The organism is Amphritea atlantica, from assembly GCF_024347255.1.
Taxonomy (GTDB): Bacteria; Pseudomonadota; Gammaproteobacteria; order Pseudomonadales; family Balneatricaceae; genus Amphritea; species Amphritea atlantica.
Genome location: NZ_AP025284.1, coordinates 519,166 through 546,126 on the forward strand (window position 1 = coordinate 519,166; position 26,961 = coordinate 546,126).

Genomic DNA, 26,961 nt, shown 5'->3' on the forward strand with positions numbered 1-26,961 from the left:
GCTAAAGCGTCCCCATAATAACGCCAGTAAACCCTTTTTGAGTGCAGTGAAACATGGCCAGTGATCCAATCTACCGGATAAAATTTCTTAATCAGAACGAGATCTATGAGATCTATGCACATAATGTCTACCAAAGTGATTTATGGGGTTTTCTGGAAATAGAAAACATCGTTTTTGGTAGTCAGAGCTCGATGGTGGTTGATCCCTCTGAAGAGAAGCTTAAAAAACAGTTTGAAGATGTGGAACGCAGTTATATTCCGATGCAGGCGATTATTCGCATCGATGAAGTCAAACATGAAGGTCCGGCAAAAATTACCGAAGTGAAAGGTACCGTGACACAGTTTCCGGTGATGCCGCCGAGAAACTGATCGCAGACCAGTCGGTTACGACTATCGCCGGCATTGAAAAATGCGCAACGCTGCTCAGGCGTTGCGCATTTTTTGTTTTAGTCAGGCGCTGGGGGCCCCATAGTCATTAGCTTCTGGGCTGCCGGGTAGAAAGCCCGCTTCGATCAGCACCCAGAACGGGCCAATAAGCGGTACAAACATAATCAGAATCCACCAGGCGGACTTGTTGCGGTCATGCCAGCGTTTTGCCTGCAGGGCCAGTCCGATCCAGCCTGTTGGTATACAGAGTAAAAAGGTAAGGGCTATATAGGTGATAATGCCCGAGGCAGGATCGCTTGAAGTGTTTATGGCGGCGACCAGCATAGCCACCAGGCCTGCCGTAATAGCCCATGTGACCAGCGCAGAGGCCAGTGACGCCAGCCAGAATGTTTTCCGGCCAATCCGTCCCTCAAATGAGAACAGAATCTGCTTCAGCGTGAGTGGGGTAATGCTATCGGAGGGGTGGTCTAAAGCCGCCTGAGGGGAGGCGTAAATATCAGTATTCATTTTAAAATCCTTTTTTTGATCCGGTGGTCCGGTTGATAAAACGCTTAGCCAGCCACGGTTGGCTATAGTGGCTATAACTGATGCGGTGCGAAAATATGCACATCGTCTTATAGCCGGCCATACATTAATGCAATAGAGTTAAATATCAAGTCATCTGAGTTGATGAAAGTCACGGTTCTGTTTGTATATCTCATCCGGCCCGGAATGAGTGACTGAGTGAGACAATCTGTATAGCGGATTTGGCAGATTGGGTAGTTAAAACTCATTATGAAGAGCGATTTAGGGTACATTGTTTACAGAGTTTAAAACACGCTAGCATTAATATAGAGAACGCAGTCGCTGTATGTCGTCAAATTTACCACGAGTTAAATCGCCGCAACGTAGTATTTCTGACCTGTTCTGTACGCATGTACTGCCCGGTCTGGCTTATCTTTTTCTGGCGCAGGTTTCGGTGGGGCTGCTATCGATCCCACCCAGCGATGCGTCTGCAGTCTGGCCCGCGGCGGGGGTCTCGATCACGGCTATTCTGCTGCGTGGGTATCGTGCCTGTTTCGGCTTATTTATCGCCCTTATGGTGTTCTATGCTGGCAGTTGGCTTGATGCGGGTAGTACGGCTGGGCTGTTTCGCTCTCTGGGCCTGATGCTGTTGCTGAGTATGGCGGCTATTCTTGAAGCGGCGGGAGCGGTCTGGCTGATATATCGCTTTTTTGGCCGGATGCCGGATCTGATTGATGATAAACAGATCACCCTGTTTCTGCTGATTATCGGGCCCCTGGCGTCACTTGCGGCAAGTCTGATGGCTATTATCACCCTGCTGGTATTTGGTGTTATTGGCTGGGAGAGCTTTTTCATCAGTTGGTTAACCTGGTGGATTGGCGACACTATCGGCGCGATTGTGGTTGCACCGATGTTGCTGGCACTTTTTGCAGGTCCGCGGAGTACTTTATTTACCCGTAAATGGGCCATCGTGTTGCCGATGAGCGGCTTGCTGATGGTGATTGTGATCCTTTTTCTGATCACCAGAAACTATGAGGAGCAGGAACGGGCTCTGAAGTTTAAACAGGAGGTGGAACAGCTACACTCCAATATGAAGGTGCGCCTGGATGGTGGTATAGAGGTACTGTTCTCATTACGTAGTCTGTTTCAGAGCAGTACGAGCATAGGCGCGGCTGATTTTCACAATTTTACCCTGCATATGCTGCAACGCTATCCTGAAATACAGGCATTGGAGTGGATTCCCCGCATACCCGGCGGGCTCCGTGCTGAGTATGAAACTTCCGCCGTTATCCCCCTGCCTATCGTAGAGCTGGGTGATAGCGGGAAGCTGGTCAGCGCCCCGCAAAGAGAGGTCTATTATCCGGTCACCTACGTTGAGCCGTTTGTCGAAAATGAGCGGGCTTTTGGTTTTAATGTGATCAGTAATCCGCTGGCGAAGGAGGCGCTGCAACGGGCGCGTGAACACAGCGGTGTTGCATTTACCGCTCCGATCCGGTTGATTCAGGAGTCGGGAGAGCAGAAGGGCATTGTGGCCTATCTGCAGGTCAATCATAACGGAGTCGATCGGGGATTGTCTGACGAAGGTGTGGTTGCGGCGGTGTACCGGGTAGGGGATTTTATCAACTCCGTGCTGAGGGAACGACAGGATCTGGCTGCACAGGTTGGTGTGATCGTCATGGATGTGACCGATAACCGGCAAGCGATATACACCGGTGATGAGATCATGGATAACCCTTATGAGCCGTTGAGACTGAGCAAAGAGTATTCAGTCGGGGGACGGGTTTATCAGTTTACTTACAGCGCCAAACCCGATTTCTTCGTGCATTTTTCGCAATGGAGCAGCTGGATTGTATTACTGGGAGGGATGTTATTCGCGGCCCTGCTCGGCGGCTGGTTGCTGTCGCTTACTGGCCGCACCCTGCGTATCGGCCAGGTGGTAAGAGAAAAAACCGCCTCGTTGCAACATGAGGTGGAGGAGCGCAGCAAGGCCGAACAGGCGCTGGTTAAAGTATCTAAAGCGGTAGAGTTCAGCCCCAACATGGTATTAATTACCCTGCCGGATGGTGAGATTGAATATTCCAGCCCTAAATTTACCGAAGAGACCGGCTTTGTGCCCGGAGATGTGATCGGAAAGCCGATAAATATGCTCCATTTTCCCCAGCCAGGAGAGACCTCCTATGCGGATCTCTGGCCGCAGCTGGTTGACAGACCTAACTGGCGTGGAGAGATTGTTAACCGTAAAAAATCGAATGGTTACTACTGGGCGCAGGTTAACATCGCCCCCATCTATGATTTTCATGGGGTGCTGACAAACTATGTGGTCACTCTGCAGGATATTACCGAAAATCGACTGATCTCTGAACAGATCAGCTACCATGCCAGTCATGACCAGTTGACCGGCCTGATCAACCGGCGTGAGTTTGAGATACGTATGCAGGCTCTGTTCAATACTCAACGCCAGCCGGGTTGTCAGCATGCTTTCTGCTTCCTCGATCTGGATCAGTTTAAAGTGGTTAATGATACCTGCGGTCATGTTGCGGGGGATGAGCTATTGCGGCAGGTTTCTCTACTGCTGCAAAGCCGGGTAAGGTCCAATGACACCCTGGCCCGTCTTGGCGGGGATGAGTTTGGTATTCTGTTGCAGAATTGTCCTCTGGAAAAGGCGCAGGTTGTCGCGGAAACGGTCCGGGATGCTATTGCTGACTTTAAGTTTTGCTGGGAACAGCAGGCATTCAATATCGGCGTCAGTATCGGTGTGGTAGCGATTAATGAACACTCGGCCAGTTTAACGGAAGTTCTGAAGCAGGCAGACTCTGCCTGCTATACCGCCAAAGATGCCGGGCGAAACCGGGTGCATCTCTATACACCGGAGAATGAGATGCTGGCCCGGCGTGAAGGGGAGATGCACTGGGTTACTGAGATTAATGCTGCTCTCGATGAGAACCGCTTTATGCTCTATGGCCAGGTGATTGTGCCATTACAAAACTCTCAGCTGAAGCCGGATGTAGAGCTGTTGCTGAGGATGAAGGACCGGGAGGGTAATATTGTGCCTCCAGGCGCTTTTTTGCCGGCAGCTGAGCGCTATCAACTGGCCGGTCGTATCGATGAATGGGTGGTGGGTAACGCCTTTCAGTGGCTGGATCGGAACTTCACCCAGTTCAGTCAGTATTTTGGCTGCTGTGCGATTAACCTGTCTGGTGGGAGTTTGGGAGACCCGCGCATCAAAGAGGCGATTATCAAACATCTGGAACGTTCCTCCCTGCTGCCATACAAGGTTAAATTCGAAATTACCGAAACCTCGGCAATCGCTAACCTGGTCGAAGCGCAGCGTTTTATTAACGCCTTGAAGGCTTATGGGTGTCAGTTTTCGCTGGATGATTTTGGCAGTGGGCTTTCCTCTTTTGCATACCTGAAAAACCTGCCGGTGGATAATCTCAAGATTGATGGTCTGTTTGTGAAAGGGATTCTCAATGATGAACTGGACCAGGCGATGGTTAAGTCGATCAACGATATCGGTCATGTCATGGGCAAAACCACTATTGCGGAGTTTGTCGAAAATGATGAGATATGTCAGATGCTGCGAGAGATCGGCGTTGATTATGGTCAGGGTTACGGACTGGGGATGCCTGAGCCGCTGGATGCGCTGTTACAGCAGGTAAGCGGGGATGATGATCGGTAGTTTCACTGGCTTACAGAATTGCTTCGGGTTGACAACTGGTAGCTGTCGTAGCGCCGTAAACGATTTTGCACGATCATCGTCTCCAGTCGCTTAACATAGTCATCCCCCAGCTCACTATAGCGGTGCAGGTGTTTTATCAGTTCGAGACTGTTCTGCGTGTGTCGGGCTGCCTGGCGCAGCTCGATATACGCGTTGCCCCGCGCCAGGGTGAGAAAATAGTCCTCAATCGCGCCGAGTAAAGAGTCGTAACGCTTAACAAAGACCGCCCGACCATCTCTCGTCTGTCTCGCCATGATGCGCTTTTCATTCGGGTCAAACGACCAGACACCAAACACATTATTTGCCTGCACGAAAAACCGAGAACTGCCCCAGCCAGTTTCAATGGCGGCTTGTGCCAGAATCAGGCTGTTTGGCAGGTCGACCATACGTTGACGCAGCTCTGCCGGAGAGTCGGTATTGTAGGTTGATTTAAGCTGCTCCAGCCAGGTCTGCTCCTCGCTATTGAGAGCAGATAGGGAGAGTAGCTGTTCCAGCCGGGTTCTTTGCTGTTGCAGGTGCTGCTTACTGATCAGAATAGCCGGCAACAGCAAAGCGATAAAGCGTTGTTTCTTTTCCGCGACCGGCAGTGGTGCCAGCGATACGACGGAGGTATAGGCAACGGCTTCAACGGGATTGGTCAGATGGACTATATCGGCAGGTGTTTTAAGAGCTTTGTAAGTTACCGGGGTCGCGGACTGATCGCGTTGATCAGCGATCTGTACCAGTGCGCCAAAACCAAACATCAGTGCGGCGATAAACAGTAATACCGTTTGTATCTGTGACTGTGGTGTTGTACTCATCGCGGGGTTACTCCTGATCCGTAAACAGCAGGGTTTTAGAGCCTCTGCCCGGAATCTCGCGTGCCAGTCTGGGAACCAGATAGCCCGGCAGTTGGTCCTGAAGTTGTTGCATCAGTTGCCGGGCGTCATCATCCGGCAGATCAAAGTGTGCCGCACCTTTAACCGGATCAAAGGTAAACAGATAGTAAGGTAGTACACCGATATCGAACAGCTGCTCACTGAGTGTTTTCAGCGTCGTGACGCTGTCGTTAATACCCCGCAGGAGCACGGCCTGGTTCAACACAGTAATCCCCGCCCCGGTCAGCCGTTGCACCGCTGCGGCAACATGACTATCCAGTTCCTGGGGGTGGTTGCTGTGGATAACGGTCACTACCTTAAGGCGGGTCTGCTTCAGTACATTGACGAAAGAATCGGTAATCCGCTGTGGCAGCACTACTGGCAGTCGACTGTGAATACGCAGCCGGGCCAGATGAGGGATCTGCTCAAGATCAGTAATCAGCTGATTTAACCGTGAATCGCTGGAAACCAGAGGATCGCCACCGGAGAAGATCACCTCGGTGATGCTGGGGTCAGCGGTAATATAGTCAAGAATATTTTGCCATTGCTGCGGTCCCAGACGGTTTTCGGCGTAAGGAAAGTGACGCCGGAAACAGTAACGGCAGTTGATCGCACAGGCGCCGGTAAGTATCACCAGCACCCGCCCTTTGTATTTATGAATCAGCCCGTCCACCGGGTTGCTGTGGCTCTCCTCCAGTGGGTCGAGGGTAAATCCAGGTACTTCTTCCAGCTCCTCAGCCAGCGGCAGAACCTGGCGCAGCAGCGGGTCATCCGGGTTGCCCTTCTCAATGCGGTCCAGCCAGGGGCGGGGGATCCGCATGGCGAATTCCAGGCTGGCGCGGTTGGCTCCTGCCAATAGCGAATCTGGCAACTGGAGGTAGCGTAACAACGCTTCCGGACTTTCCAGCGTCTGACTGAGTAGGGTTTGCCAGGTATCCGGCAACTGAATAGGTGAGTGCATAGTAGAATAATTTCGCTGGAAAATTTGCTCGCATTCTCCTTTCAAGTAGAATGTGTGTCAATTTTGCGGTGGCAGCAGTTCACCTGAGTCTAATCTAATTCGAGATCGATATGGCAAATTACCCATCCAACCAGTTTAAAAATGGCCTGAAAGTGATGATCGAGGGTGATCCTTGTTCAATGGTAGATGTTGAGTTCGTTAAACCAGGTAAGGGGCAGGCGTTTACCCGCGTTAAACTGAAAAACCTGATTACCGGGCGTACCTGGGAACGCACCTTCAAATCGAATGAAACCGCTGAAAGTGCTGATGTTATGGATACCGATATGGAATATCTCTACTGTGATGGTGAGATGTGGCACTTCATGGATCCACAAAGCTATGAGCAGGTTGCTGCGGATAAAACCGCGGTTGGTGATGCTCATCAGTGGCTGAAAGAGCAGGACAAGTGTCTGGTGACCCTGTGGAATAACAATCCGATCTCGATTACACCACCCAACTTTGTTGAGCTGGAAGTGACTGAAACCGATCCCGGCCTTAAGGGGGATACAGCGCAGGGTGGTTCTAAGCCAGCCAAACTTCAGTCTGGCGCGGTTGTGCGGGTGCCTCTGTTTATTGAACAGGGCGATATCCTGAAGATCGATACCCGCAGTGGCGAGTACGTGTCCCGCGCTTAAAAATGGTTTGAACGCTATTGAGCTGGTGATAACTGGCTCTTAACACGTTCAATTCAATTTATACGATTCCAATGGCAGCCACGGCTGCCATTTTTATGTACAGGATGTACGGTATGCCGCGGGCGCAAGGATGCGCAAGAGCGGCGATGACAGGATGTACGGTATGCCGCGGGCGCAAGGATGCGCAAGAGCGGCGATGACAGGATGTACGGTATGCCGCGGGCGCAGGGATGCGCAAGAGCGGCGATCTACAGGGAACTGTTTCTGAAGGCCTTTTTTTTATTGAAGAGTAATCACCCATGAGTCAATTGTGGAGAGCGACAGCTCCGCTGAATAATCTGCGCAAGCGGGCGCAGATCTTTGCGCAGATCCGGGAGTTTTTTGCCACGCGTGATGTGCTGGAGGTGGAAACCCCCCTGATGACTTCTGCGGCAGTCAGTGATCCCTATATCGATACCATTGAGTGTCGCTACCATCCGCTACCGGGGCAACAGGAACAATCCCGCTATCTGCAAAGCTCTCCTGAATATGCGATGAAACGGCTGCTGGCGTCCGGCAGCGGTGCGATCTACCAGATCTGTAAAGCGTTTCGTAATGGTGAGTGCGGCCGTCGCCATAACCCGGAATTTACCATGCTGGAATGGTATCGCCCCGGCTTTGATCACCATCAACTGATGGATGAGGTTGAAGCGCTGGTCGCCCCGCTTATTGGCATCGACAGGTTTCAACGGATTAGCTATAGCGCGTTGTTTCGGCAATACCTTCAGCTGGATCTGCAAACAGCTACCGTGCAGGAGCTGGCAGCCATCACCCGCCAGCATATCGACATTAAGATGGAAGATGACAACCGGGATAACTGGTTGAACCTGCTGATGTCTCATGTGATCGAGCCTCAGCTGGATAGTCAGGGGGCAGTGTTTGTGTACGATTATCCGGCCAGTCAGGCGGCACTGGCCCGTATAGCTGAAGATGAAACGGGTCAACCGGTTGCCTGTCGATTCGAACTCTTTGTCGCGGGTGTTGAACTGGCTAATGGTTACTATGAACTCACCGATGGGGGAGAGCAAGCGCGTCGCTTTCAGCTGGATATCGCTCAGCGACAGTCTGAAGGGTTACCCATCAGACCTACCGACAGCCTGCTGGTGGACGCGCTTGAGTCAGGTATGCCTGAGTGTGCCGGCGTTGCAATGGGGCTGGACCGGTTGGTGATGTTAGCGCTGGGGACTGAGCAGATTAGTGATGTGATCGCTCTGCCGTTTGATCGGGCCTGAGAGGGGCAGTCGCTAGATCGCCGCTGCGCGGCTGGCTAGTTGTTAGAACGTCGCTTCGCGACTGCTAGAAAAAGCGCAAAGTGCGATCTACAGGGAGATTATCTATGGTTGGTTTCTGGGCGTCAGAAGCTAGCGGGCGATTCTGCTTTGTGCCAAAAGCGGATGTAAAAGCACCGAGGCTAGATCGCCGCTGCGCGGCTGCTAGTTGTTAGACGGAAACTTCGTTTCCTTGCTAGAAAAAGCACAGAAAACAGCCTTCCAGAAGAGCCGTTGCTTGTAGCTCGACGTCACAAAAAACGTGACTTGCCCGTGGCTCGAAAAACCTTTTTTATGGACTATTCGCGCTGATTGATAAATGCGGGCTTCGTAAGGCGGTTTTTTTATAAGGGAGTCATTAGAGATGGTCTGCTATGTGCCAAATGCGGACATCCCCCCTTTTTGTCTACGCGATAGTGATAGCATAGGATGTTCTATCAAAGTTCGCTTACTTGTTTCATCGGAGGAGTCAGGGAACGATGGAAAATATAATATTTAGCTCTCTGTTTATAATTGGGTACGTTCTATGTATTCCAGCGGCAATAATTATCGTTGTTGGCCTAATAGAAGTACCGTATAGCCATTTTAAAGCAAAGAAACATTGTGGTTACCGTAATGCCGCCACTGGAAGTTGGCTTTTGTCTGTGGGGTCTCTTTTTGGAATCTATGATTTCCTTAGTAGTTTAGGTTCTGGTGGCGTCAGCGGCCTTATGATACCCCCTTTATTAGTCATTCCTTCTATTCTTAGTCTCTGTTACGTCTATCTTGTATTTAAATCTCATAAGGGAGCTAGAAATAGTAAGAAAAGTTCAGTGGAGCCTTTATCGGACATCAATAAAAAATTAATTGAGGCTGTTGTGAACAATGATTTAGATCTTGTAAAGAGATTAGTCTTTCAGGGAGCAAATCCAAAAGCAAAAAATGAGAGCGGTTATTCTGCTGAGGACTTTGCTAGAGGTAGAGGCCTGAGTGCAATTAGTAAATTTTTAGATTAATGGGGTCAGAGTCTGTGGTATTCCCACGAATTTTCAATAAATAACAAATAGCTAGCTTAAGGAGGGAGCGTTCATAGCCCTTGGCGATCAATTATTTCGCCAAAAAATTACCGCCAGAGCTATGAATACGACCACTATATTGAACAAAATCCTCACGCTTGTCAGTCCCAATATGCATAAAACCCTGCGGAATGCGCTAGCTACCTGCGTCTTGAGCCTCGCGGGACTTAAAGGGGTCAACGCCTTTAGTTTTTGATGTTAATGTCCGCTACGCATTTTGAAAAAGTGTAACAGTTATGGTTATACGCAGATCCCACGTTATCTGCGCTTTTTCTAGCGAGTCGCGCAGCGACGTTCTAACCACTAGCCAGCGGCGCAGCCGCGATCTAGCTGTAGATTTCAGATACGTTGTTCACAAGTAACCGGCTTATAGGTGGTTGTTTGTTTAAACTACCATGTGGTCTGACAAGGTTATACCACTTCAGATAACAGGATAGTGTCGCATTTCGCTGAGCGGAATTGTTATACAGTTTGCCGTAAGACCACTCCCGAATCAGCGTCTGTATAAAACGTTCCGCTTTACCGTTTGTCTGAGGGCGATAGGGGCGCGTATTCATGGGGCGTGCACCGATCGCTTTGACGGCATTTCTAAAGGCTCTGCTGGTGTAGCACTTACCATTATCCGTCAGCACCCGTTTTACCTTCACATCCATTGCTTTCAGTATTTTGAGGGTGTTTTCAAAGAACCTGACAGCATCCTTAGCCGATTGCCTGGGGTGAACTTCTGCATGGCTCCAACGAGTATAATCATCGATACAGATATGCACGTATTCCCAGCCAGCACCTTTGGTCATCACTTTACGAACACCTGTCTTGCGGTGGCCTGGCTGGCTGAAACGTGCGACACGCTTGATATCGAAGTGAATTAGCCCGCCTGGCTCATCGTATTCATAACGACGGACGGGTTCTGTCTTTTTCAGCAGGTGACCACACATGCGATGGGTAACAACACAGACAGTCGACAGCGGCATCTTGAGTGTGGCAGCAATATCCGTTTGTGACCAGCCACCCAGGGCCAGAGCTTTTATCGCTTGCTCTTGCCAATAAAGCGTTCGCGATGAGATGCGTTTAGGTCGACTTTTACGATCTCGAAGTCCATTGAGGCCTTCTTGATGATAGCGCCTGATCCAGCGATAGATCAGGCTTTTAGATACCTCGAAAAAGTCAGCCAGGTCGGAGACGGGCACATCTTCTTCAAGATGTTTTTTGACAATTAAAACTCGACTATGGAGGCTAGATTTTGCATTCTTGTGCATGGTTGTTCACTCCTCTGTTTAAAGGGCTATTGATTTCGCAACCAACAGCTTCCTATACAACCGAGTTGTGAACAACCTCTCTGAATTTCACATCTAGCCACGGCACTTTTCTGTCCGCTTTGTCGAAAGCGGACATCTGGTACCTATTCTTTTTCTAGCAAGTAAAACGAAGTTTTACGTCTAGCGACTCTCGCGAAGCGAGTTAGCCCCCTGGCAACTGGCTAAGCATCGCCCGGCGGATGCGGTCGACCGCTTCTATCAGCAGGCTGCGGGTGCAGCCAAAGTTGAGTCTCATAAAGCGGTCATCGCCAAAGTCCCGTCCCGGTGACATCCCTACGCCAGCCTGTTCAAAGAAGTGGGCGGGGTTTTCCAGCTTGGCGGCTGAGACATCTATCCAGGCCAGGTAGGTGGCTTCCACCGGGTTAAGTCTGAGCCCTGGAATCTGATTGATCTCATGCATCAGGTAGTCGCGGTTGCCTTTGAGGTAATCCAGTTGCTGCTGATGCCACTGTGCTCCCTCTTTGTAGGCGGCCATTGTCGCGGTATAACCGAGCAGGTTAACGTCGGGTACGATCCCTTTGCGTACCTGTTGAAACTGTTTGCGCAACCGGGTATCGGGAATGATGGCAAACGAGCAGCCTAAGCCAGCAATGTTAAAGGTTTTGCTGGGGGCCATCAGGGTGATGCTGTGGTTTGCTATCTCGTGGTTCAGCGAGGCCAGGGGGATATGTTTTAATCCCGGCTCCATAATCAGATCACAGTGGATCTCATCAGAACAGATGGTCAGCCCGTGTTTAAGGCAGAGATCAGCCAGTTGCAGCAGTTCCTCTTTACGGTAGACGGTGCCTCCCGGGTTATGCGGATTACAGAACAATAATAGTGTGGTGTTATCGGTAATCGATTGTTCCAGTGCGTCGAAATCGATCAGCCAGCGCTGCTGTTGTTCAATCATGGGCACAGTGATCAGACGCCGGTCAGATAAGCGGGGAGCGGACATAAAGGGGGGGTAGATCGGTTTGGCAGTGACGACCTCGTCCTGACTGGCCCCGACGCTGCGACAGGCCAGATTGAGACCACACACCAGCCCCGGTAGCCAGACCAGCCACTCCTCCTGAATGCTCCAGTTATAGAGTGTTTGCATCCGCTCGATAATCAGTTGGCTGAGTTCTGAGGGGGTGTTGGTATAGCCGAAGATGCCATGGTCGACCCGCGCCTGCAGTGCCTCTATCACTGCGGGGGGAGCCATAAAGTCGGTATCGGCGACCCACATTGGCAGGATATCGGTGTCGCGGTATTTCTCCCACTTCTGGCTGGAAGTTGTATGGCGGTCTACAGGTTGATCGAAATGATCATAGCTCATCGGCTGAATCCCTTTAGTTGAGAGGCTGACAGGGGCTTATTTGTATGTCATTAAGTTGCAAATAGCCATCAGGAAGTTATATTACTCAGTATCAGATAATATAGTGGATATGGCCTTAATTTTCCGGCAATTTTTTGACTGTAGCGTTACAGTCCCGCCCGCTGCCGATCCCTTTTCCAACTAATCAATACAGCTTGTTTGCCGCACCATAGAGAGTCGCAGCCAATCAGTTCCCGGAGTCCGCTCATGACCGATAATAACCGTGTAATTATTTTTGATACCACTCTGCGTGATGGCGAGCAGAGCCCCGGCGCTTCGATGACCCGCGAAGAGAAGCTGCGTATAGCTAAACAGCTGGAAAAAATGCAGGTGGATGTGATTGAAGCGGGCTTTGCGATCGCCTCGCCGGGGGATTTTGCCTCAGTTAAAGCGATTGCAGATACCATAAAAGACAGCACGGTGTGTTCTTTGTCACGAGCACTGGATGCCGATATTGATCGCGCGGGTGAAGCGCTGGTGAATGCCAATTCCGGACGTATCCATACCTTTATTGCCACCTCGCCGATCCATATGAAGTATAAGCTGCAGATGGACCCGGACAAAGTGGTGGAGCAGGCGGTCTATGCCGTTAAGCGGGCGCGAAACCTGATCAGTGATGTGGAGTTCTCGCTGGAGGATGCCAGCCGTTCTGAGCTGGATTTCATGTGCCGCATTATCGAGAAGGTGATCGATGCTGGTGCCCGCACGATTAATATTCCGGATACGGTGGGGTATGCCGTACCGGAAGAGTTTGGCCATACGATTCAGCAGCTGTTGCAACGGATTCCCAACGCCGATAAAGCGGTGTTTTCGGTTCACTGCCACAACGACCTGGGTCTGGCGGTCGCCAACTCGCTGGCAGCGGTCAGTGCCGGAGCCCGGCAGGTGGAATGTACTATTAACGGCCTGGGTGAACGGGCAGGTAATGCTTCTCTGGAAGAGGTGGTTATGGCGCTGCGCACCCGCCAGGATGTGCTGGGATTGCATACCGGTATCAATACCACGCAGATCGTGCCCGCCTCTCGGCTGGTCTCCAGTGTGACCGGTTTTCCGGTACAGCCGAATAAGGCGATTGTGGGGGCTAATGCGTTCGCTCATGAATCCGGTATCCATCAGGATGGTGTGCTGAAGCACCGCGAAACTTACGAGATTATGACCGCCCAGGATGTTGGCTGGAACGCCAATAAGATGGTGATGGGCAAGCACTCCGGTCGCAGTGCTTTCCGGGCTCGACTGGAAGAACTGGGCACCACTTTCGAATCGGATGCTGAACTGAATACTGCGTTTGCCCGGTTTAAAGATCTGGCGGATAAAAAGCATGAGATTTTCGATGAGGATCTGCAGGCGCTGGTGAGTGATACCCGTGCATCCCATTACGAGAAGTTTAAGCTCAGCAGTCTCTCGGTGACCTCCCAGACCGGTGAAGTGCCAGTTGCTAAAGTGACGGTCGTGGTTAGCGACGCTGAACACACCGCCGAAGCTGAGGGCAGTGGTCCGGTGGATGCGGCATTTAAAGCGATTGCCTCACTGGTTGGATCTGATGCCAGTCTGGAACTGTATTCCGTCAATGCGATCACCAGCGGCACCGATTCTCAGGGCGAGGTGACCGTGCGGCTGGAGAAGGGGGGGCGTATCGTTAATGGGCTGGGGGCGGATACCGATATTATTATCGCTTCGGCTAAAGCCTATATCCATGCGTTGAATATGCTTGAATCCACTGAAGAGAAAGCTCATCCGCAGGTTTAACTGACGCGTAAATTTCAGTTATCAGTTCAGGGTAAAGGGAACAGCAGAATGGAGCAGTCGCTACGAAATCAGTATCTGGAAACGCTGGGCATTGTCAGTTGGTTGCCCCGTCGACAGCTCCCCGGTGCCCGTCCCACCCCGGATTGGGTGTGGGAGTACTGCTGGCCGCAACCTGCATCGGCAACTGATGTTGCTGCAACGGGATCTGCTCCAATCCTTAAACCGGCTGATCGCGCTCATGCTGCTAAACAGGCCCGGGCTGAGCTGAGTGCCAGTTTTGGGGAAGAGCAGAAAGCAGTATCGGCCGGTAGTGCGTCTGCAGCCGCTGCGCCAGCCCGGCCTGAGGTGCAGGTGCCCCCTACAGCGCCTTCTGAAGCGGTTCCAGCAGCTGCGGCGGATATAAGCCTCTCTCAATCGGTGGATATCGATCTTCCCGATCCCGCCACACAGACGGAACAAAAACCGTTTAAGCTGGCCTTTATGGTATATCAGGACTGCCTGGTCATCGATTCTCTGCCACCGGTGTCCGTGTCAGCGCGGGCGCAACTGAACAGCGGGCAGGCCGATGCGCACCACCAGATTCTACTCGATAAAATTCTGCGCTCTATCGGTCTTAGCGGCGGCAGTGCGGCTGAGTTTTACACCCTTCCCTGGCCGATGTTTGCCAGCAAATCGCTGGATCAGGGGGCTGAACAGGCCCGCCTCACCGTGCAGCATAAACTGAAGAAAAGTTTGCAAAAGAGTCCGGTAAATACGGTATTACTGCTGGGCGAGTCGGCCGCCCAGATGGTGCTGGAACGAACTGAGCCGCTGGATCAGTTGCGCGGTATGCTGTTCAGTCTGCGTTCCAGCGTTAAAACCCTGGCCTCTGCCAGCCTTACCGAGATGATGATGGTGCCGGGCTGCAAGCGGGAGGTGTGGCAGGATCTGCAACCACTGCTCGATCACCTGGAAAAACAACTGGCTGGCGATGAGCGATAATCACCTGCGACCGCTTAAGGTCGACGATCTGTTGCAGCTGTCTGAGCTGCAGACCCTGTGTTTCGCTTCCCCCTGGTCTGAAACTCAGTTACACACGTATCTGTCTGGTCAGCGATATCGTTGTTATGGTATGTGGCAGGAGGCGCATTTGACCGGGTTTGCTCTGCTGTCAACGGTTCTGGATGAGGCCGAGCTACTGCAGATAGGGGTGAGCCCTGTGTGCCGTGGCCAGGGGCTGGCGACTGAGCTGATGGGTTATGTTCATGAGCAGCTTCACAAAGACGATATTCGGCGGAATATGCTCGAGGTGCGCAGCTCTAACGAGGCTGCCCGCAAACTCTATCTGCGGCTGGGTTATACAGAAGATGGTATTCGTAAAGGCTATTATCCAAGCGGAAATGGCAGTGAAGATGCTATTTTAATGAGCTGTAACAATCTTATTTTACCGTCAGCGCGCTAAACTCGACAGAACTCACTGATTAGAGAGTTTACTCAAGGGATTCGGCAACGTCATGAATTTAACCACAGACCTGATTACCGGCTTCTGGTTCTGGTTTGCCCAGGCCGGTTATTTTCTGTTGCTGGGGCTGGCGATATGGTCTGCGCCCTGGTCGACGCTCGTCAGCAACCGGCAGCTGCAACATCTGTTTCTGGGAACAACCGTCGGGCTGATGATTTTATGGCAGATGCGGGCCGGCATCTCGCCCGGACTGGGTATCCATTTTCTCGGGGTGACGGTGCTTACCCTGATGTTTGGCTGGGATCTTGCGATTCTATCCGCCAGTCTGGCACTGTTGGGGACTACCCTGATTGGGCGGGAGGGCTGGGACGGCTTCGCCGTGAACGGGCTCTGCACCGTCGTCATTCCTTCGCTGGTTAGCTATTATATTCTGCGTCAGGTTGAAGCACGGCTGCCACCTAACTTCTTTGTTTATCTGTTTCTCTGTGCTTTTTTGGGAGCGGGGGCGGCGACCCTTGTCGGCGGGCTGAGCATGGGGTTTCTGTTGTGGATCAGTGACGTTTACAGCAGTGATAAGATCTATAGCGAGTATATACAGATACTGCCTCTTATTGTTTTTCCTGAGGGACTGCTCAACGGCATCATCATGACCGGGATGATGGTGTTCTATCCTGACTGGATCCGCACCTTCGATGCTAAAAAATATATTGATGATCAGTAAAGGGATATAGCTCGATTGTCACAGGAAAAGTGATTTTTTAAGAGCCGTTGCTCGTAGCTCGACGTCACAAAGAGCTTCAAAAGCCGTTGCTCGATAAAACCCTTCTTTGTATTTGTAGGAGCGGCTTCCAGCCGCGATTGAACATTTTCACCTATTCTCGCGGCTGGAAGCCGCTCCTACAACGAGCAACGTTAATGCTCTTCCCTGACCGGCCGTTTTTGTAGTTTACGCTGCAGGGTGCGCCGGTGCATGCCCAGGGCGCGGGCGGTAGCCGAGATGTTGCCATCATGCTCTGTCAGCACTTTCTGAATATGTTCCCATTCCAGTCGTCCTACAGACATAGGTTTATCGGCTATTTCAATATCCGGGTCCGGCTCTGTAGCGTTCAATTTTGCGAGAATCTGGTCGGTATCGGCAGGCTTGGCGAGATAATCGGTAGCCCCCAGCTTGATCGCTTCAACTGCCGTAGAGATACTGGCATAGCCGGTCAGAATCAGAATTCTGATATCGGGGTTAAGCGCTTTCAGACGGGGAATCAGAGTGATGCCTGAGGCGCCATCCATCTTCAGGTCCAGAGTGGCAAGATCCGGGGTAAAGGTTTGTAACATCTCCAGAGCCTGTTCCGCTGAACCGGCCACTGCCGTCTCATAACCCCGTCGTTTAATTGCCCGGCTTAATACCCGGGAGAACGTCTCGTCATCATCAACAATCAGAAAACGCAAAGCTAACGAATCAGTATCCATTGTTATGCCCCTCTTTAATGACCGGTAGTTTAACTTCGGTCAGTGTTCCCCCTTCTGGGTGATTGAACAGCCGGACCTCTCCGCCATAGCTGTCCAGTGCGCTGGCAGTCAGAAACAGTCCTATGCCCAGGCCTTTACCTTTGGTGGTGATAAACGGGCTACCCAGTTGTTCCGCTTGCTCCAGAGGTATCCCCGGCCCCTGATCCAGAATAGTAAAGAGTATCTGTTGTGCATCAGACGATACCTCGATCTGCAGCGGTTTATCCGATGCATCAGCGGCATTATTCAACAGATTAATAAACGCCTGTTGCAGAGGGATAGAGCTGAGTATGACCGGATTACCACTGACGTTGATCACCGGGGGATTGAAGCGTGCAGTGGGGCGCATCAGCAACCAGCGGTCCAGAATTTCATCGAAAAATTGTGCGGCAGGCAGTGCGCGGGATTCCTGCTGCTCCTGCCTGACTGATTCCGCCAGGTGTTTCAGACGATCGGAACAGTTTTCCACCTGAGCCTGAAGGATCTCAATATCCTCCACAAGTTCCTGATCTTCACTGTGATCAAGTTTAATCTCATGCAGCAGGACCCGCATAGTCGCCAGCGGTGTTCCCATCTCATGGGCTGTACCGGCTGCCATGGTGGCCAGAGAGAGCAACTGCTGATTGCGCAGGTTGGATTCTCGTGCACGATTCAGGCTCAGTTCCTGACGCTGCAGATTCTCGCGGATATTCACAACAAACCAGGTGATCAGAATTGCTGTGAGAATAAAGTTAACCCACATCCCGGCAAGGTGCAGATTTAACAGTGCATCGGCCTGATGCTGATGCCCCGTATCCGGCAGGTTGATGGGGATAAAAAAGCGCATCAGCAGAGAGTAGCTGATGGTCACCATCAGTGCAGTCAGCCAGGTGTATTGTCGCGGCAGTGAGGTTGCACTGATAATCAGGGGGATTAGAAGCAGTGCGGAGAAGGGGTTGCCCACGCCACCCATCTGATATAACAAGCAGACATAAAAAGCGATATCTGCAACCAGTTGAAAGAAAAACTCCAGCTGGGTCAGGGGCATAGGGGAGCGCAGCCGCAAGAGTGACAACAGGTTAAGCAACGCCATCGCCAGCAGCGCAAACGCGATCAGCCAGAAATTAAGCGTGACATGCAGGCCAAAAAACAGGTACAGCAACAACCCGCTCTGGCCGAAAATAGTGACCGTACGGATATAACTGAGCTGCAATAGCTGATGACGGGTGTTGCTGGTGTAGTTCATAGCGCTAGCTTGGCAGAAAGCAGAATTATAACCAAGCGCCTTAAGTCATGAATGTGGCAGATTGTCGCACGTTGATTGTTTATCTTTGTCGCAAAACTGTTAAGTCACATTGCCTCCAACTATTGCTCTCTGTTGATCAGGCAATCACAATGTCTGCAGATAAATTTTGGGAGTCAATGGCTGAGCTTTTTATGCAAATGAATCCAGTTATTAAACGATTGCTCTGTTTAGTCTTTCTATTCAGTATACCTTTCGTCCATGCACAGAATCAGGGGGCGTTGACCTGCAGTTCTGATGAAGTGCCTGCAGTGGTTATCACCTATGAGCATTTTGTTACCCGTCTGATCGATGAACAACCCGACAGGAAGGGCCGTCAGGTGGTAATTGCAACAGCCGACGCCAGTTATTTTGAAGAAACCGGCGGGATGCTCACAATGCAGGCCCGGCAGCGGGGTGAAATAACCTACACCCCCTATCGTAAACAGCGCTGGGAAACCTCTGATGCGGAGTACACCTATCTCTCTGTAGGTAATATTGCCAGAGTCCGGATGCACCCGGTGACTGAAAAGAACCTTACCCCTTATAAACTGTTATCTGATAAAGGTCCTGTACGGACAATCGCAGATTATCAGTGCAACTGGAGTGAAGAAGATATGGCCGGGGTGCTGACGACGCAGCGATGCGAAGCTGTTTTTTACGGTTGGACAATCCCGCTCTATACGCGAAAAATAGCCCAGGGGCGGGACATTCTGTTTTCCGAAGCGACTGACATCAGCCAGCGTTGCGTTAAGAAGGAAAGCGTATATGTGCCTGAAGACAAGCCCTGGAAGTTTTCCGAATAAGGCGGTTGTAACTACAGTTTAACCACAGGGATTGTTTTAAATTCTTGCTAAGGAGATCAGGCGTGATCGCCACAGTATTATGTTATGTTTTGATTACAGTATACTGTAACGCAGGTAGAATTTAGCCTTTCAATATTAGGTACTTTGCGCATTTATTTAAAAGGATTTTGAAATCATATGTTTGGTGTACCGATTCACTCGTTTTATCTGATCCTGCTGGTGGTTATTCTGCTGATGAGCGGTAGCCTGATTAGCTATCGTATGCAACAGAAGCATCCTGATAAAGATTACACCGAACTCCGACAGCGGGTGCAGTCCTGGTGGATGATGATCGGTATTCTGTTTGCAGCACTGCTGTTTAATCAGACCCTGGCCATTGTCTTTTTTGGCTTTCTCAGTTTTCTGGCGTTAAAAGAGTTTCTTTCGATTGTACCTACCCGGCAAACTGACCGGCGGGTGATCTTCTGGGCCTATCTGTCAATTCCCGTGCAGTACTACTGGGTGTCTATTGGCTGGTACGGCATGTTTATCATCTTCATCCCGGTATACATCTTTCTGTTGCTGCCGGTACGGATGGTGCTACTGGGTGAAACAAAAGGGTTTATTCGTTCGGTGGGGATTCTCCATTGGGCAACCATGCTGACAGTCTTTGCTATCAGCCATATCGCTTATCTGCTGGTGTTGCCGGTAAAGAATGAGATGGCTGGTTATATCGGTCCGGTATTGTTTCTGCTGTTTATGACCCAGTTTAACGATGTCTGTCAGTATATCTGGGGTAAGCGATTCGGCCGGCATAAGATTATTCCGAAGGTCAGTCCGAATAAAACCTGGGAAGGGTTTCTCGGTGGTGTTGCTACGATTACCTTACTAGGAGGGCTGACTGCGCCGTTGCTGACGCCGTTAAACTGGTGGCAGGGGTTGATTGCCGGACTGCTGATCAGTGTTAGCGGTTTCTTTGGTGATGTGGTGATCTCTTCGGTTAAACGGGATCTGCAGATTAAGGATACTGGCAATCTGATCCCTGGGCATGGTGGGATTCTGGACCGAATGGATAGTCTGATGTTTACCGCTCCACTGTTTTTTCATTTTCTCTATTACAGTTATTACTGATTGGAGGGGAGACAATGGACAGAGCGATTAAAGTGCTATTTTTTGCATTGCTGGTCAAACCGATAGTGCTGTTGTTATTGGGACTGAATGTCCGGGGCAGGAATAACCTGCCGGATAGCGGCCCGGCCATCGTTATCGCCAACCATAACAGCCATCTGGATACGCTGGTGTTACTCAGCCTGTTTCCATTGTCGATGATCCATAAAGTACGTCCGGTGGCCGCGGCCGATTATTTTCTCGGCAATGGCGGTTTGCTCGCCTGGGTAGCGTTGAAATGCATCGGTATTATTCCTCTGGATCGCAGTGGTGGTGCCGATAGGGAAACATTGTTCAGTGGCTGTACTCAGGCATTGAATACCGGAGAGATTCTGGTGCTATTCCCTGAGGGCAGCCGGGGTAAGCCGGAGCAGCTGAGTCGACTAAAAAAAGGGGTGTACTATCTGATCAAAGAGCGCGGGGATATCCCGGTGGTGCCAGCCATGCTGCATGGTCTTGGCCGGGCGCTGCCTAAAGGTGAAGCGCTGCTGGTACCTTTTAACTGCGACGTGGTGATCGGTGAAAATCTGACGGATCGCGAAAGTGCCGCCGGATTTATGAACTCGGCGACCGAATCGTTTAAACAGTTATCCGCCTATTGCCTGACCCTGCCTGCTGCTGAAGCCGATGATGTGGCGGTTTAATCAGCTTCAGATGGGGTGTTGCTGTTAACCTCGCGCAGGGCTGATTTAGCGCGGTTAATAATGGTGACCGCCAGCAAAACGATAATCAGCAGTAATACTGCGCTACTCCACATTCCCGGGTTAACGCCCAGGGCATAGAGAAACCCCAGCAGACCAAAAAACAGTGCCCGGTCACTCTTACCGGAGGGGCCGTCATAGCGGCGGCTGGCACCGATCTGCACAGCAACAACGCCGATCATCTCGCTCATTACCGCGAGTAGTGTCAGGATAACCAGCAGTGGAATATTGATACCCGGCAGTGCGGCAAAGGCCAGAAACAGGGCACTATCGGACACGACATCGCCCATCTCATTGAGAATGGCCCCTTTCGGGGTCGACATATCATGTTCGCGGGCGAGCATGCCGTCGATATTATTCAGCGCCATGCGGATAAACATCCAGATGGGCACCGATAGCCAGGTGAGTGGCGATAGATTCAGTAGCAGCGAACCAAAATAGAGTGCGGCTGCCAGCGCAACAGAACCGGCCAGTGCCGCAATAGTGACCTGATTCGCTGTGACGCCAGCGGCTGCCAGGCGTTGCGTGATCGGGCGGAGAATATCGGAGAACGCACTTTTAAGCTGATAAACACTGGGCATGAATAAATCCTTTTAACAAGCGGCGCTGATTAAGCACAGAACCAGACTGAGTAGGGTCAGCAGCGATTGTACTATAGCCAGCCAGCACTGCCGAAAGAATAGTTTTCTGATGCCCTGTAGACGGTCACTCATCGTCAGGGTTATCAGTGAATCGGCTTTCGCCGGAAACAGGAACCGGAGTCCCTGATCAAAGGATTTCGCACCATGTTTGAGTAAGACTGGCAGTAATTTTCTATCAAGAGATACTCGCCAGAAGTAATAACTTTGCAGCAGCGCAATGAGTATACCGGCGAAAGCGATCAACCTGACCAGAAGCGAGCCGCCGAAAATAATCAACAGGCCACATAAGCCTGCCAGCACCGCAGAGATAAAACTAAGCGCATGAGTGGATGACAGGGCCGCCAGCAGCACCTCTGCTTTGACCTCCTCAGGTTTTTCGGCCAGCACCGTTTCGGTTGGGGATTGGTTAGTGATCATTATCGATCTCCATTGTCGGCCTGCTGATCTTATGGAGTAGTGCCCGATGACCTTCGTGGAGGATGCAGTCGGGTCTTATCTGGGTGATCATGTCCACAGCCTGCCCGACTGAACGGGCTTTATGGCTGTATAGCAGCCAGCCAGCAACCACCAGTGCACTGCGTGATAATCCCAGTGCACAATGCACCAGTACCGTTTTTTTGTTCTCAGCAAGGCAATTGAGTGTCTGAATCGCTGCCCACAGCGTTGCTTCATCGGGGATCGCCAGGTCGAGCATCGGTATGCGATATGTATGGTTGCAACGATAGCTCAGAGGCCGCATCTCGGCGGTCAGATTCAGGTGCAGGCTGGCGCCGCTGGTTTGTAACTCCTCCCTGCCTGGGACTTTACTCAGCCAGACCCCGTCGGTGACTTTTACACACCCCTGTCTGTGTCTGCTGAGCAACCGGGCGCTGAGGTGGGCGCCGAGCAGGTAGGGGGTCAATAGTATCAATGCCGGCAGCGACATCTTTTGATTATCATATTGAAAAACCGAGATGCCTAAACCCCAATAGGCCAGCGCCATCAGGGCTGTCGCCGTGGCTGGCCACAACAATAACCAGCCCCAACTGCCGATAAAAATCGCGCTGAGGCTCAGAATCAGGGTGGCGAAACAATAATATCCGGCCAGTTTGCTATTCCGCTGCCCTGCCCAGTGCCAGCGATGAGCAACCGGGGGAATCATGTACATCACCACTAGCGCAACGATAAGTCCCCCAATCACATCGATGACGTGGTGTTGCCAGGTGGTCAGTACTGAGATGCCGATTAATAGCATCCAGCTATGCATTAACAAGCGCGGCAGTAAGCCCCTGAGGTGTTGGCTGAAGGTGTACCAGATTAGCACCAGTAAGCTGATATGCAGAGAGGGCGCCTGATTGTAGGGCTTATCGAAGCCGGTTAGCAGATTAAATAATTCGCCATAGAGTCCATCGGTGGGTGGGCGGACAAAGGTGAATTCCAGCGGAAACAGCAGAAAACAGCTAACAGAAACAGCGGTAGCGGTTAGCAAGCGCAGAGCATGGCGATCAAGTTCGGCCTTGCTGGTGCAGAGAAACAATGAGATGCCATACAACAGGTCGATGGACATATAGGGAATGATGGTCCAGTCCCAGAAGGGGATCTGTGTCTCCCAGGCAAAGACATACTGCCCAACATCGCTGCGGCCCGCCGTAAACGCATTGGCAAAGCCGTAGCTGATAAAAAATGCTGGCCCGAGAAAGGCCAGCCAGAGTAACGCTCTGAGCCAGGGGCGTGGCGGTTGATCACCGAGCATGACGGATTCAGTATTCATCGCTGCTTCCGCTTAGCGTCGTTGAGCAATTGAGACGCTGAAGATGCCCCACTGGTCGATCAGCTGAGTACATTTTTCAAAACCAGCCTCGGCAACCAACTGGTCCATCTCCCCCTGTGAACGACAACGCATCACCCAGGGTTGATTGCTCTGGTGGCTGCTCAGCACCCGTGCGATCAGCTCCTGCTGCGGATGCCAGGGCTGGTTGGTGTAGATCAGATAACCGCCGGGTTTCACCGCGTCGGCCAGCCCGGCAAGGGATGACTGCAGCAGGCTGTTATCGCTGAACAGTTCATACAGTCCGGAAACGATGGCAAGGGACGGTTCTGGCTGTACTGCGGCTACCGACGCCTGATCAAAAGCATCCCCTTGCTGGAACGAGCCGAATCTATCCATGCCGCGCTGTATCAGCGCCTGGCTGCCTGCGGTCACATTGATATCGCTGAAGTCCCGCAGCAGGATACTATCGATATCATCTTTACGGGGAGCGATAGCATCCAGAATATAACGGCCATGGCCCGCAGCAATATCAACGATACGGACGGGTTGCTGGTTTGCCTGTAACTGATCGATGGCCTGATTAATCAACTGTTCCAGGTGAAGTTTGCGTAGCCGGATGCCACGCCAGCCAATGCTATTGAGATATACCCGGTCGATCTGCCTGCCCAGCCAGTTTTTCCCCTGTGGCTGGTTGCGATAGACATAATCGAGGGTGCTGCCGGAATCAAAGCCGGTCTCTTTACCTAACCGGTACCCCTCTGATAACTGTGCGCCCAGACCGACCATTTTCTGTAGTAGCTGCCAATAGGTTTGTTTCAGCCCCGTTTCTGCTGTGGCGAGACTTTTATAGTGCTGATAACCCTGACCCTGCTGATCTGATTGTCTCAGGTCGGGCTGATGTCGGGGCGTGTCAAAAAGTTCGCTGGTAAATTGGCGTATCTCTGTCAGAGCCTGCTCCCGGTTGAGTTCGCCCAGCGTGTCATGGAAAAAGCCGGGTAGCTCTATCAGCCGTTTGTTGCTGCTACCCAGACGTGCCGCAAATTCATACTGAGGCTGTTTTCTGACCACCCAGTCACTGCCAGATACCAGTGTCAGGGTTGGTGTGTTGATCGCGTGGGCGTCTTTAACAGAGCGTTCACCTGCGGCATAAAGGTCCAGCAACAGGTTGGAGGCGATGGGACGGGTAATCAGAGGGTCTGCGTTGTAGCTGCGAATTCTGTCAGGATCGTGGGTGAGCTGACTCGCTTTGACATAGGAGTTAACTGTGAAAATTCCCCCGAGTTTTTGCCGCATTGAGATCATCTGTCGGGCGAAGGGGATATAGAGTTTAATATCAAATGCGGGTGCCGCGAGTACCATCCCGCGAATCTCCGGGGCATAGTCATGTACCCAGGTTGTCAGCATAACCGCGCCGACACTCTGGCCTAACACGATGATCTGATCGGTTTTAAAACCGTGGGCCTCGGTGATATGGCGAATAAAACAGTCGATATCCTTCACCAGGGTGGCAAAGCTTTTGGCATGGCCCCGTGCGCCGGAAGACTGACCCAGCCCCCGGGCATCCCAGGCAAAGAAGGCGGTATCAGGCAGTTGCAGTTCATCTACAAGATGGCTCATTCGCCCGCCATGTTCGTGGCCCCGATGAAACATCACAATAGCACGCTGCGAATTGGTTGATTGTATAGCGGGCCAATAGCGGTAAAACAGTTCGCTGTTATCGTGGCTAAGGAGGGTGTGCTGCTCTGCACTACGGCTGATAGGAGGGGTCTCTTCCGCGATTATGACAGGCTGGTTCATCTGTGGAGTCCTTGGTTTATTAAAGTCGGCTTAGTCTTCCATGATCAGGCTTTGATGAAAGCTTAAATCGACGGAGTATTGTTATTTGCTACTCAAGGGCGAGAACAGGGATGTTGAGCAAAAGGAGGAGAGAGTGAGCGGTTGCCGGAGTGATAGTCCATATCATCATTTACTCCCTGCTTTCCATAGCAGCAAAGGGTAGTCTGTCAGAATAGATGGGTCAGTCAATAGCTTTCAGTTGTGGATTTGAGGCATATCAGGGAAAATAGCGCCCAATTATATTTTCTGGCTTCTGCCATGTAGTGTGCAGGGCTGTTTCCAACGTAACCGGATCTCTATGTCTAGTATCTCTAAGGAAGTGTCGATTCGTCGGACTTTCGCGATTATCTCTCACCCGGATGCGGGTAAAACCACGATTACCGAAAAACTGCTGCTGTTCGGAAACCTGATTCAGAAAGCGGGTACCGTTAAGGGTAAAAAATCTGATCGGCATGCGACGTCTGACTGGATGACGATGGAACAGGAACGGGGTATCTCGGTGACATCATCGGTGATGCAGTTTCCCCATAACGGGCGCATCGTTAACCTGCTGGACACGCCGGGACACGAAGATTTCTCTGAAGATACTTACCGCACACTGACGGCTGTGGATTCAGCTCTGATGGTGGTGGACGGTGCTAAGGGTGTCGAGGACCGGACGATCAAGCTGATGGAGGTTTGCCGTCTTCGTGATACGCCGATTCTCTCCTTTGTTAACAAAATGGACCGGGATATCCGCGACCCGATTGAGTTGCTGGATGAGATTGAAGAGGTCCTGAAGATTGCGGCTGCACCGATTACCTGGCCGATCAGTATGGGTAAGGATTTTCGCGGGGTTTATAACCTTTATACCGATACGATTCATGTGTTTACGCCGGGGCAGGGGAGTGTGATTCCCGATGATATCCAGGTACAGGGATTGGCAAGCGATGCCGCCCGGGAACTACTGGGTAATCTCTATGATGATTTTGTCGATGAGATCGACCTGGTAAGGGGGGCCAGCCATGAATATGATCAGGATGAGTATCTGGCAGGCCGTCAGACACCTGTGTATTTTGGTACTGCGCTGTCTAACTTTGGCGTGCGTGAAATGCTGGATGGTTTTGTCGAGTTTGCACCGTCACCGATAGCACGGGAAACGATCAGCCGGACTGTCTCTGCCGATGAGGATAAGTTTTCAGGTTTTGTGTTTAAGATTCAGGCTAATATGGACCCTAAACACCGTGACCGGATCGCTTTTATGCGGGTTTGCTCGGGGAGTTATACCCGGGGGATGAAGATGCGTCATGTGCGGATCAACAAAGATGTGAAGATCGCCGACGCGGTAACCTTTCTTGCCGGCGATCGTTCCAACGTAGAGGAAGCCTGGTCTGGTGATATTATCGGCTTGCACAACCACGGTACGATCCAGATAGGCGATACCTTTACCGAAGGCGAAGACCTGAAGTTTACCGGTATTCCCCACTTTGCACCGGAGATGTTCCGTCGGGTGCGGGCTAAAGACCCCCTGAAGATGAAGCAGTTGCAGAAAGGTTTGCAGCAGCTATCAGAAGAGGGTGCGGTACAGCTGTTCCAGCCGATCAACAAGAACGACCTGATTCTCGGGGCGGTGGGCCAGCTACAGTTTGAGGTGGTGGTGTATCGTCTTAAAGATGAGTACAAGGTTGAGTGTATGTATGAGCCGGTGACCATCGCAACCGCCCGCTGGGTTGAATGCGATGATGCCCGCAAGCTGGAAGAGTTCCGCCGTAAAGGGGGAGATAACCTGGCCCTGGATGGTGGTGGCTTGCTGACCTACCTGGCACCGACGCGGGTAAACCTGAGTCTCACCGAGGAGCGCTGGCCGGATATGCGTTTCCGGGCGACCCGGGAGCATTAAACACGAAAACGCGCCACTGGCGCGTTTTTTAGGTTCATCGCGCTTTATCGGGAAAGGATGCCTGCATATTTGATCTTCTGTGGATCGATACAACAGCTTAAAAGAGATTCACCACAGAGGACACAGAGGGCCAC

At 51.5% G+C, this 26,961-nt stretch carries 24 protein-coding genes; 13 read left to right on the plus strand and 11 right to left on the minus strand.

From position 1 onward, the window contains the following. Positions 1 to 53 precede the first annotated feature (53 nt). The gene (locus tag OCU43_RS02445) at positions 54 to 368 is read left to right on the plus strand and encodes a DUF1820 family protein (protein ID WP_091362042.1); all 315 of its coding nucleotides are present in this window, start codon (positions 54 to 56) and stop codon (positions 366 to 368) included. 81 nt (positions 369 to 449) lie between these two features. Here OCU43_RS02445 and OCU43_RS02450 read toward each other — a convergent pair whose 3' ends face one another. After that, positions 450 to 893, minus strand: a complete 444-nt coding sequence (locus OCU43_RS02450) for a DUF805 domain-containing protein (protein ID WP_091362044.1) — start codon at positions 891 to 893, stop codon at positions 450 to 452. 343 nt (positions 894 to 1,236) lie between these two features. Here OCU43_RS02450 and OCU43_RS02455 point away from each other — a divergent pair, with 343 nt between their 5' ends. Beyond that, positions 1,237 to 4,569 carry an EAL domain-containing protein gene (locus OCU43_RS02455; protein WP_091362046.1) on the plus strand — a complete coding sequence of 1,111 codons (3,333 nt, stop codon included), beginning with the start codon at positions 1,237 to 1,239 and terminating at the stop codon, positions 4,567 to 4,569. A 2-nt stretch (positions 4,570 to 4,571) separates the two neighbouring features. Here OCU43_RS02455 and OCU43_RS02460 read toward each other — a convergent pair whose 3' ends face one another. Both OCU43_RS02460 and epmB read right to left on the minus strand, forming a co-directional pair. Then, positions 4,572 to 5,408 (minus strand): glucosaminidase domain-containing protein, encoded by an 837-nt coding sequence (locus OCU43_RS02460; RefSeq protein ID WP_091362047.1) that lies wholly within the window; start codon positions 5,406 to 5,408, stop codon positions 4,572 to 4,574. 7 nt (positions 5,409 to 5,415) lie between these two features. Continuing rightward, positions 5,416 to 6,426: an EF-P beta-lysylation protein EpmB gene (gene epmB, locus OCU43_RS02465; protein ID WP_091362049.1), complete on the minus strand. Its 1,011-nt coding sequence runs from the start codon at positions 6,424 to 6,426 to the stop codon at positions 5,416 to 5,418. Positions 6,427 to 6,536: 110 nt separating this feature from the next. Between epmB and efp the strand changes: the two genes are divergently transcribed. The 3 genes from efp (at position 6,537) to OCU43_RS02480 (ending at position 9,402) form a co-directional block, all read left to right on the plus strand. Beyond that, entirely contained in the window at positions 6,537 to 7,100 is a 564-nt protein-coding gene (efp, locus tag OCU43_RS02470; RefSeq protein ID WP_091362051.1) for an elongation factor P, read from the plus strand. A gap of 299 nt (positions 7,101 to 7,399) precedes the next feature. Beyond that, positions 7,400 to 8,371, plus strand: a complete 972-nt coding sequence (gene epmA, locus OCU43_RS02475; RefSeq protein WP_091362052.1) for an EF-P lysine aminoacylase EpmA — start codon at positions 7,400 to 7,402, stop codon at positions 8,369 to 8,371. Between the two features lie 515 nt (positions 8,372 to 8,886). After that, the gene (locus OCU43_RS02480; protein WP_091362054.1) at positions 8,887 to 9,402 is read left to right on the plus strand and encodes a hypothetical protein; all 516 of its coding nucleotides are present in this window, start codon (positions 8,887 to 8,889) and stop codon (positions 9,400 to 9,402) included. Between the two features lie 386 nt (positions 9,403 to 9,788). Here the strand turns inward: OCU43_RS02480 and OCU43_RS02485 are convergent, their stop codons facing one another. Both OCU43_RS02485 and OCU43_RS02490 read right to left on the minus strand, forming a co-directional pair. Further along, positions 9,789 to 10,718, minus strand: coding sequence for an IS481 family transposase (locus OCU43_RS02485; RefSeq protein WP_261832965.1), 930 nt, complete (start codon positions 10,716 to 10,718; stop codon positions 9,789 to 9,791). A 202-nt stretch (positions 10,719 to 10,920) separates the two neighbouring features. Beyond that, the gene (locus OCU43_RS02490) at positions 10,921 to 12,078 is read right to left on the minus strand and encodes a MalY/PatB family protein (protein WP_091360666.1); all 1,158 of its coding nucleotides are present in this window, start codon (positions 12,076 to 12,078) and stop codon (positions 10,921 to 10,923) included. 246 nt (positions 12,079 to 12,324) lie between these two features. Here OCU43_RS02490 and OCU43_RS02495 point away from each other — a divergent pair, with 246 nt between their 5' ends. The 4 genes from OCU43_RS02495 to OCU43_RS02510 are packed head-to-tail and all read left to right on the plus strand — an operon-like array spanning position 12,325 to position 16,025. Continuing rightward, a complete protein-coding gene (locus OCU43_RS02495) occupies positions 12,325 to 13,863 on the plus strand; it encodes a 2-isopropylmalate synthase (RefSeq protein WP_091360664.1) in 1,539 nt (512 codons plus the stop codon). Between the two features lie 48 nt (positions 13,864 to 13,911). Next, positions 13,912 to 14,844 carry a uracil-DNA glycosylase family protein gene (locus tag OCU43_RS02500; protein ID WP_091360663.1) on the plus strand — a complete coding sequence of 311 codons (933 nt, stop codon included), beginning with the start codon at positions 13,912 to 13,914 and terminating at the stop codon, positions 14,842 to 14,844. Next, positions 14,834 to 15,304, plus strand: coding sequence for a ribosomal protein S18-alanine N-acetyltransferase (rimI, locus tag OCU43_RS02505; RefSeq protein ID WP_091360661.1), 471 nt, complete (start codon positions 14,834 to 14,836; stop codon positions 15,302 to 15,304). Before OCU43_RS02500 ends, rimI begins: the two co-directional genes overlap by 11 nt. 52 nt (positions 15,305 to 15,356) lie before the next feature. After that, complete coding sequence (locus OCU43_RS02510) at positions 15,357 to 16,025, plus strand: energy-coupling factor ABC transporter permease (RefSeq protein WP_091360660.1); 669 nt, start codon at positions 15,357 to 15,359, stop codon at positions 16,023 to 16,025. Positions 16,026 to 16,216: 191 nt separating this feature from the next. On the opposite strand, the gene OCU43_RS02515 is transcribed toward OCU43_RS02510, so the two are convergent. Next, the gene (locus OCU43_RS02515) at positions 16,217 to 16,768 is read right to left on the minus strand and encodes a response regulator transcription factor (RefSeq protein ID WP_091360658.1); all 552 of its coding nucleotides are present in this window, start codon (positions 16,766 to 16,768) and stop codon (positions 16,217 to 16,219) included. Further along, the gene (locus OCU43_RS02520) at positions 16,758 to 18,032 is read right to left on the minus strand and encodes an ATP-binding protein (protein WP_091360656.1); all 1,275 of its coding nucleotides are present in this window, start codon (positions 18,030 to 18,032) and stop codon (positions 16,758 to 16,760) included. Before OCU43_RS02520 ends, OCU43_RS02515 begins: the two co-directional genes overlap by 11 nt. 191 nt (positions 18,033 to 18,223) lie before the next feature. On the opposite strand from OCU43_RS02520, the gene OCU43_RS02525 reads away from it, so the two are divergent. From OCU43_RS02525 to OCU43_RS02535, 3 genes are all read left to right on the plus strand, one after another. Then, entirely contained in the window at positions 18,224 to 18,874 is a 651-nt protein-coding gene (locus tag OCU43_RS02525) for a hypothetical protein (RefSeq protein WP_139203211.1), read from the plus strand. Positions 18,875 to 19,051: 177 nt separating this feature from the next. Continuing rightward, on the plus strand, positions 19,052 to 19,984 hold the full coding sequence (locus OCU43_RS02530; protein WP_091360652.1) for a phosphatidate cytidylyltransferase: 933 nt from the start codon (positions 19,052 to 19,054) through the stop codon (positions 19,982 to 19,984). A gap of 14 nt (positions 19,985 to 19,998) precedes the next feature. Further along, positions 19,999 to 20,664 carry a lysophospholipid acyltransferase family protein gene (locus OCU43_RS02535; protein ID WP_091360649.1) on the plus strand — a complete coding sequence of 222 codons (666 nt, stop codon included), beginning with the start codon at positions 19,999 to 20,001 and terminating at the stop codon, positions 20,662 to 20,664. Here OCU43_RS02535 and OCU43_RS02540 read toward each other — a convergent pair. Genes OCU43_RS02540 through OCU43_RS02555 form a run of 4 tightly spaced genes read right to left on the minus strand, consistent with a single transcriptional unit; the run spans position 20,661 to position 24,909 of the window. After that, positions 20,661 to 21,302 carry a CDP-alcohol phosphatidyltransferase family protein gene (locus tag OCU43_RS02540; RefSeq protein WP_091360647.1) on the minus strand — a complete coding sequence of 214 codons (642 nt, stop codon included), beginning with the start codon at positions 21,300 to 21,302 and terminating at the stop codon, positions 20,661 to 20,663. The genes OCU43_RS02535 and OCU43_RS02540 overlap by 4 nt on opposite strands. Before the next feature lie 12 nt (positions 21,303 to 21,314). Continuing rightward, positions 21,315 to 21,779, minus strand: a complete 465-nt coding sequence (locus OCU43_RS02545) for a hypothetical protein (protein WP_091360645.1) — start codon at positions 21,777 to 21,779, stop codon at positions 21,315 to 21,317. Then, positions 21,769 to 23,112, minus strand: a complete 1,344-nt coding sequence (locus OCU43_RS02550; protein ID WP_091360643.1) for a phosphatase PAP2/dual specificity phosphatase family protein — start codon at positions 23,110 to 23,112, stop codon at positions 21,769 to 21,771. Before OCU43_RS02550 ends, OCU43_RS02545 begins: the two co-directional genes overlap by 11 nt. Before the next feature lie 12 nt (positions 23,113 to 23,124). Continuing rightward, the gene (locus OCU43_RS02555) at positions 23,125 to 24,909 is read right to left on the minus strand and encodes a bifunctional alpha/beta hydrolase/class I SAM-dependent methyltransferase (protein ID WP_091360642.1); all 1,785 of its coding nucleotides are present in this window, start codon (positions 24,907 to 24,909) and stop codon (positions 23,125 to 23,127) included. A 337-nt stretch (positions 24,910 to 25,246) separates the two neighbouring features. Between OCU43_RS02555 and OCU43_RS02560 the strand changes: the two genes are divergently transcribed. After that, positions 25,247 to 26,827, plus strand: a complete 1,581-nt coding sequence (locus OCU43_RS02560; protein ID WP_091360640.1) for a peptide chain release factor 3 — start codon at positions 25,247 to 25,249, stop codon at positions 26,825 to 26,827. Positions 26,828 to 26,961 lie beyond the last annotated feature (134 nt).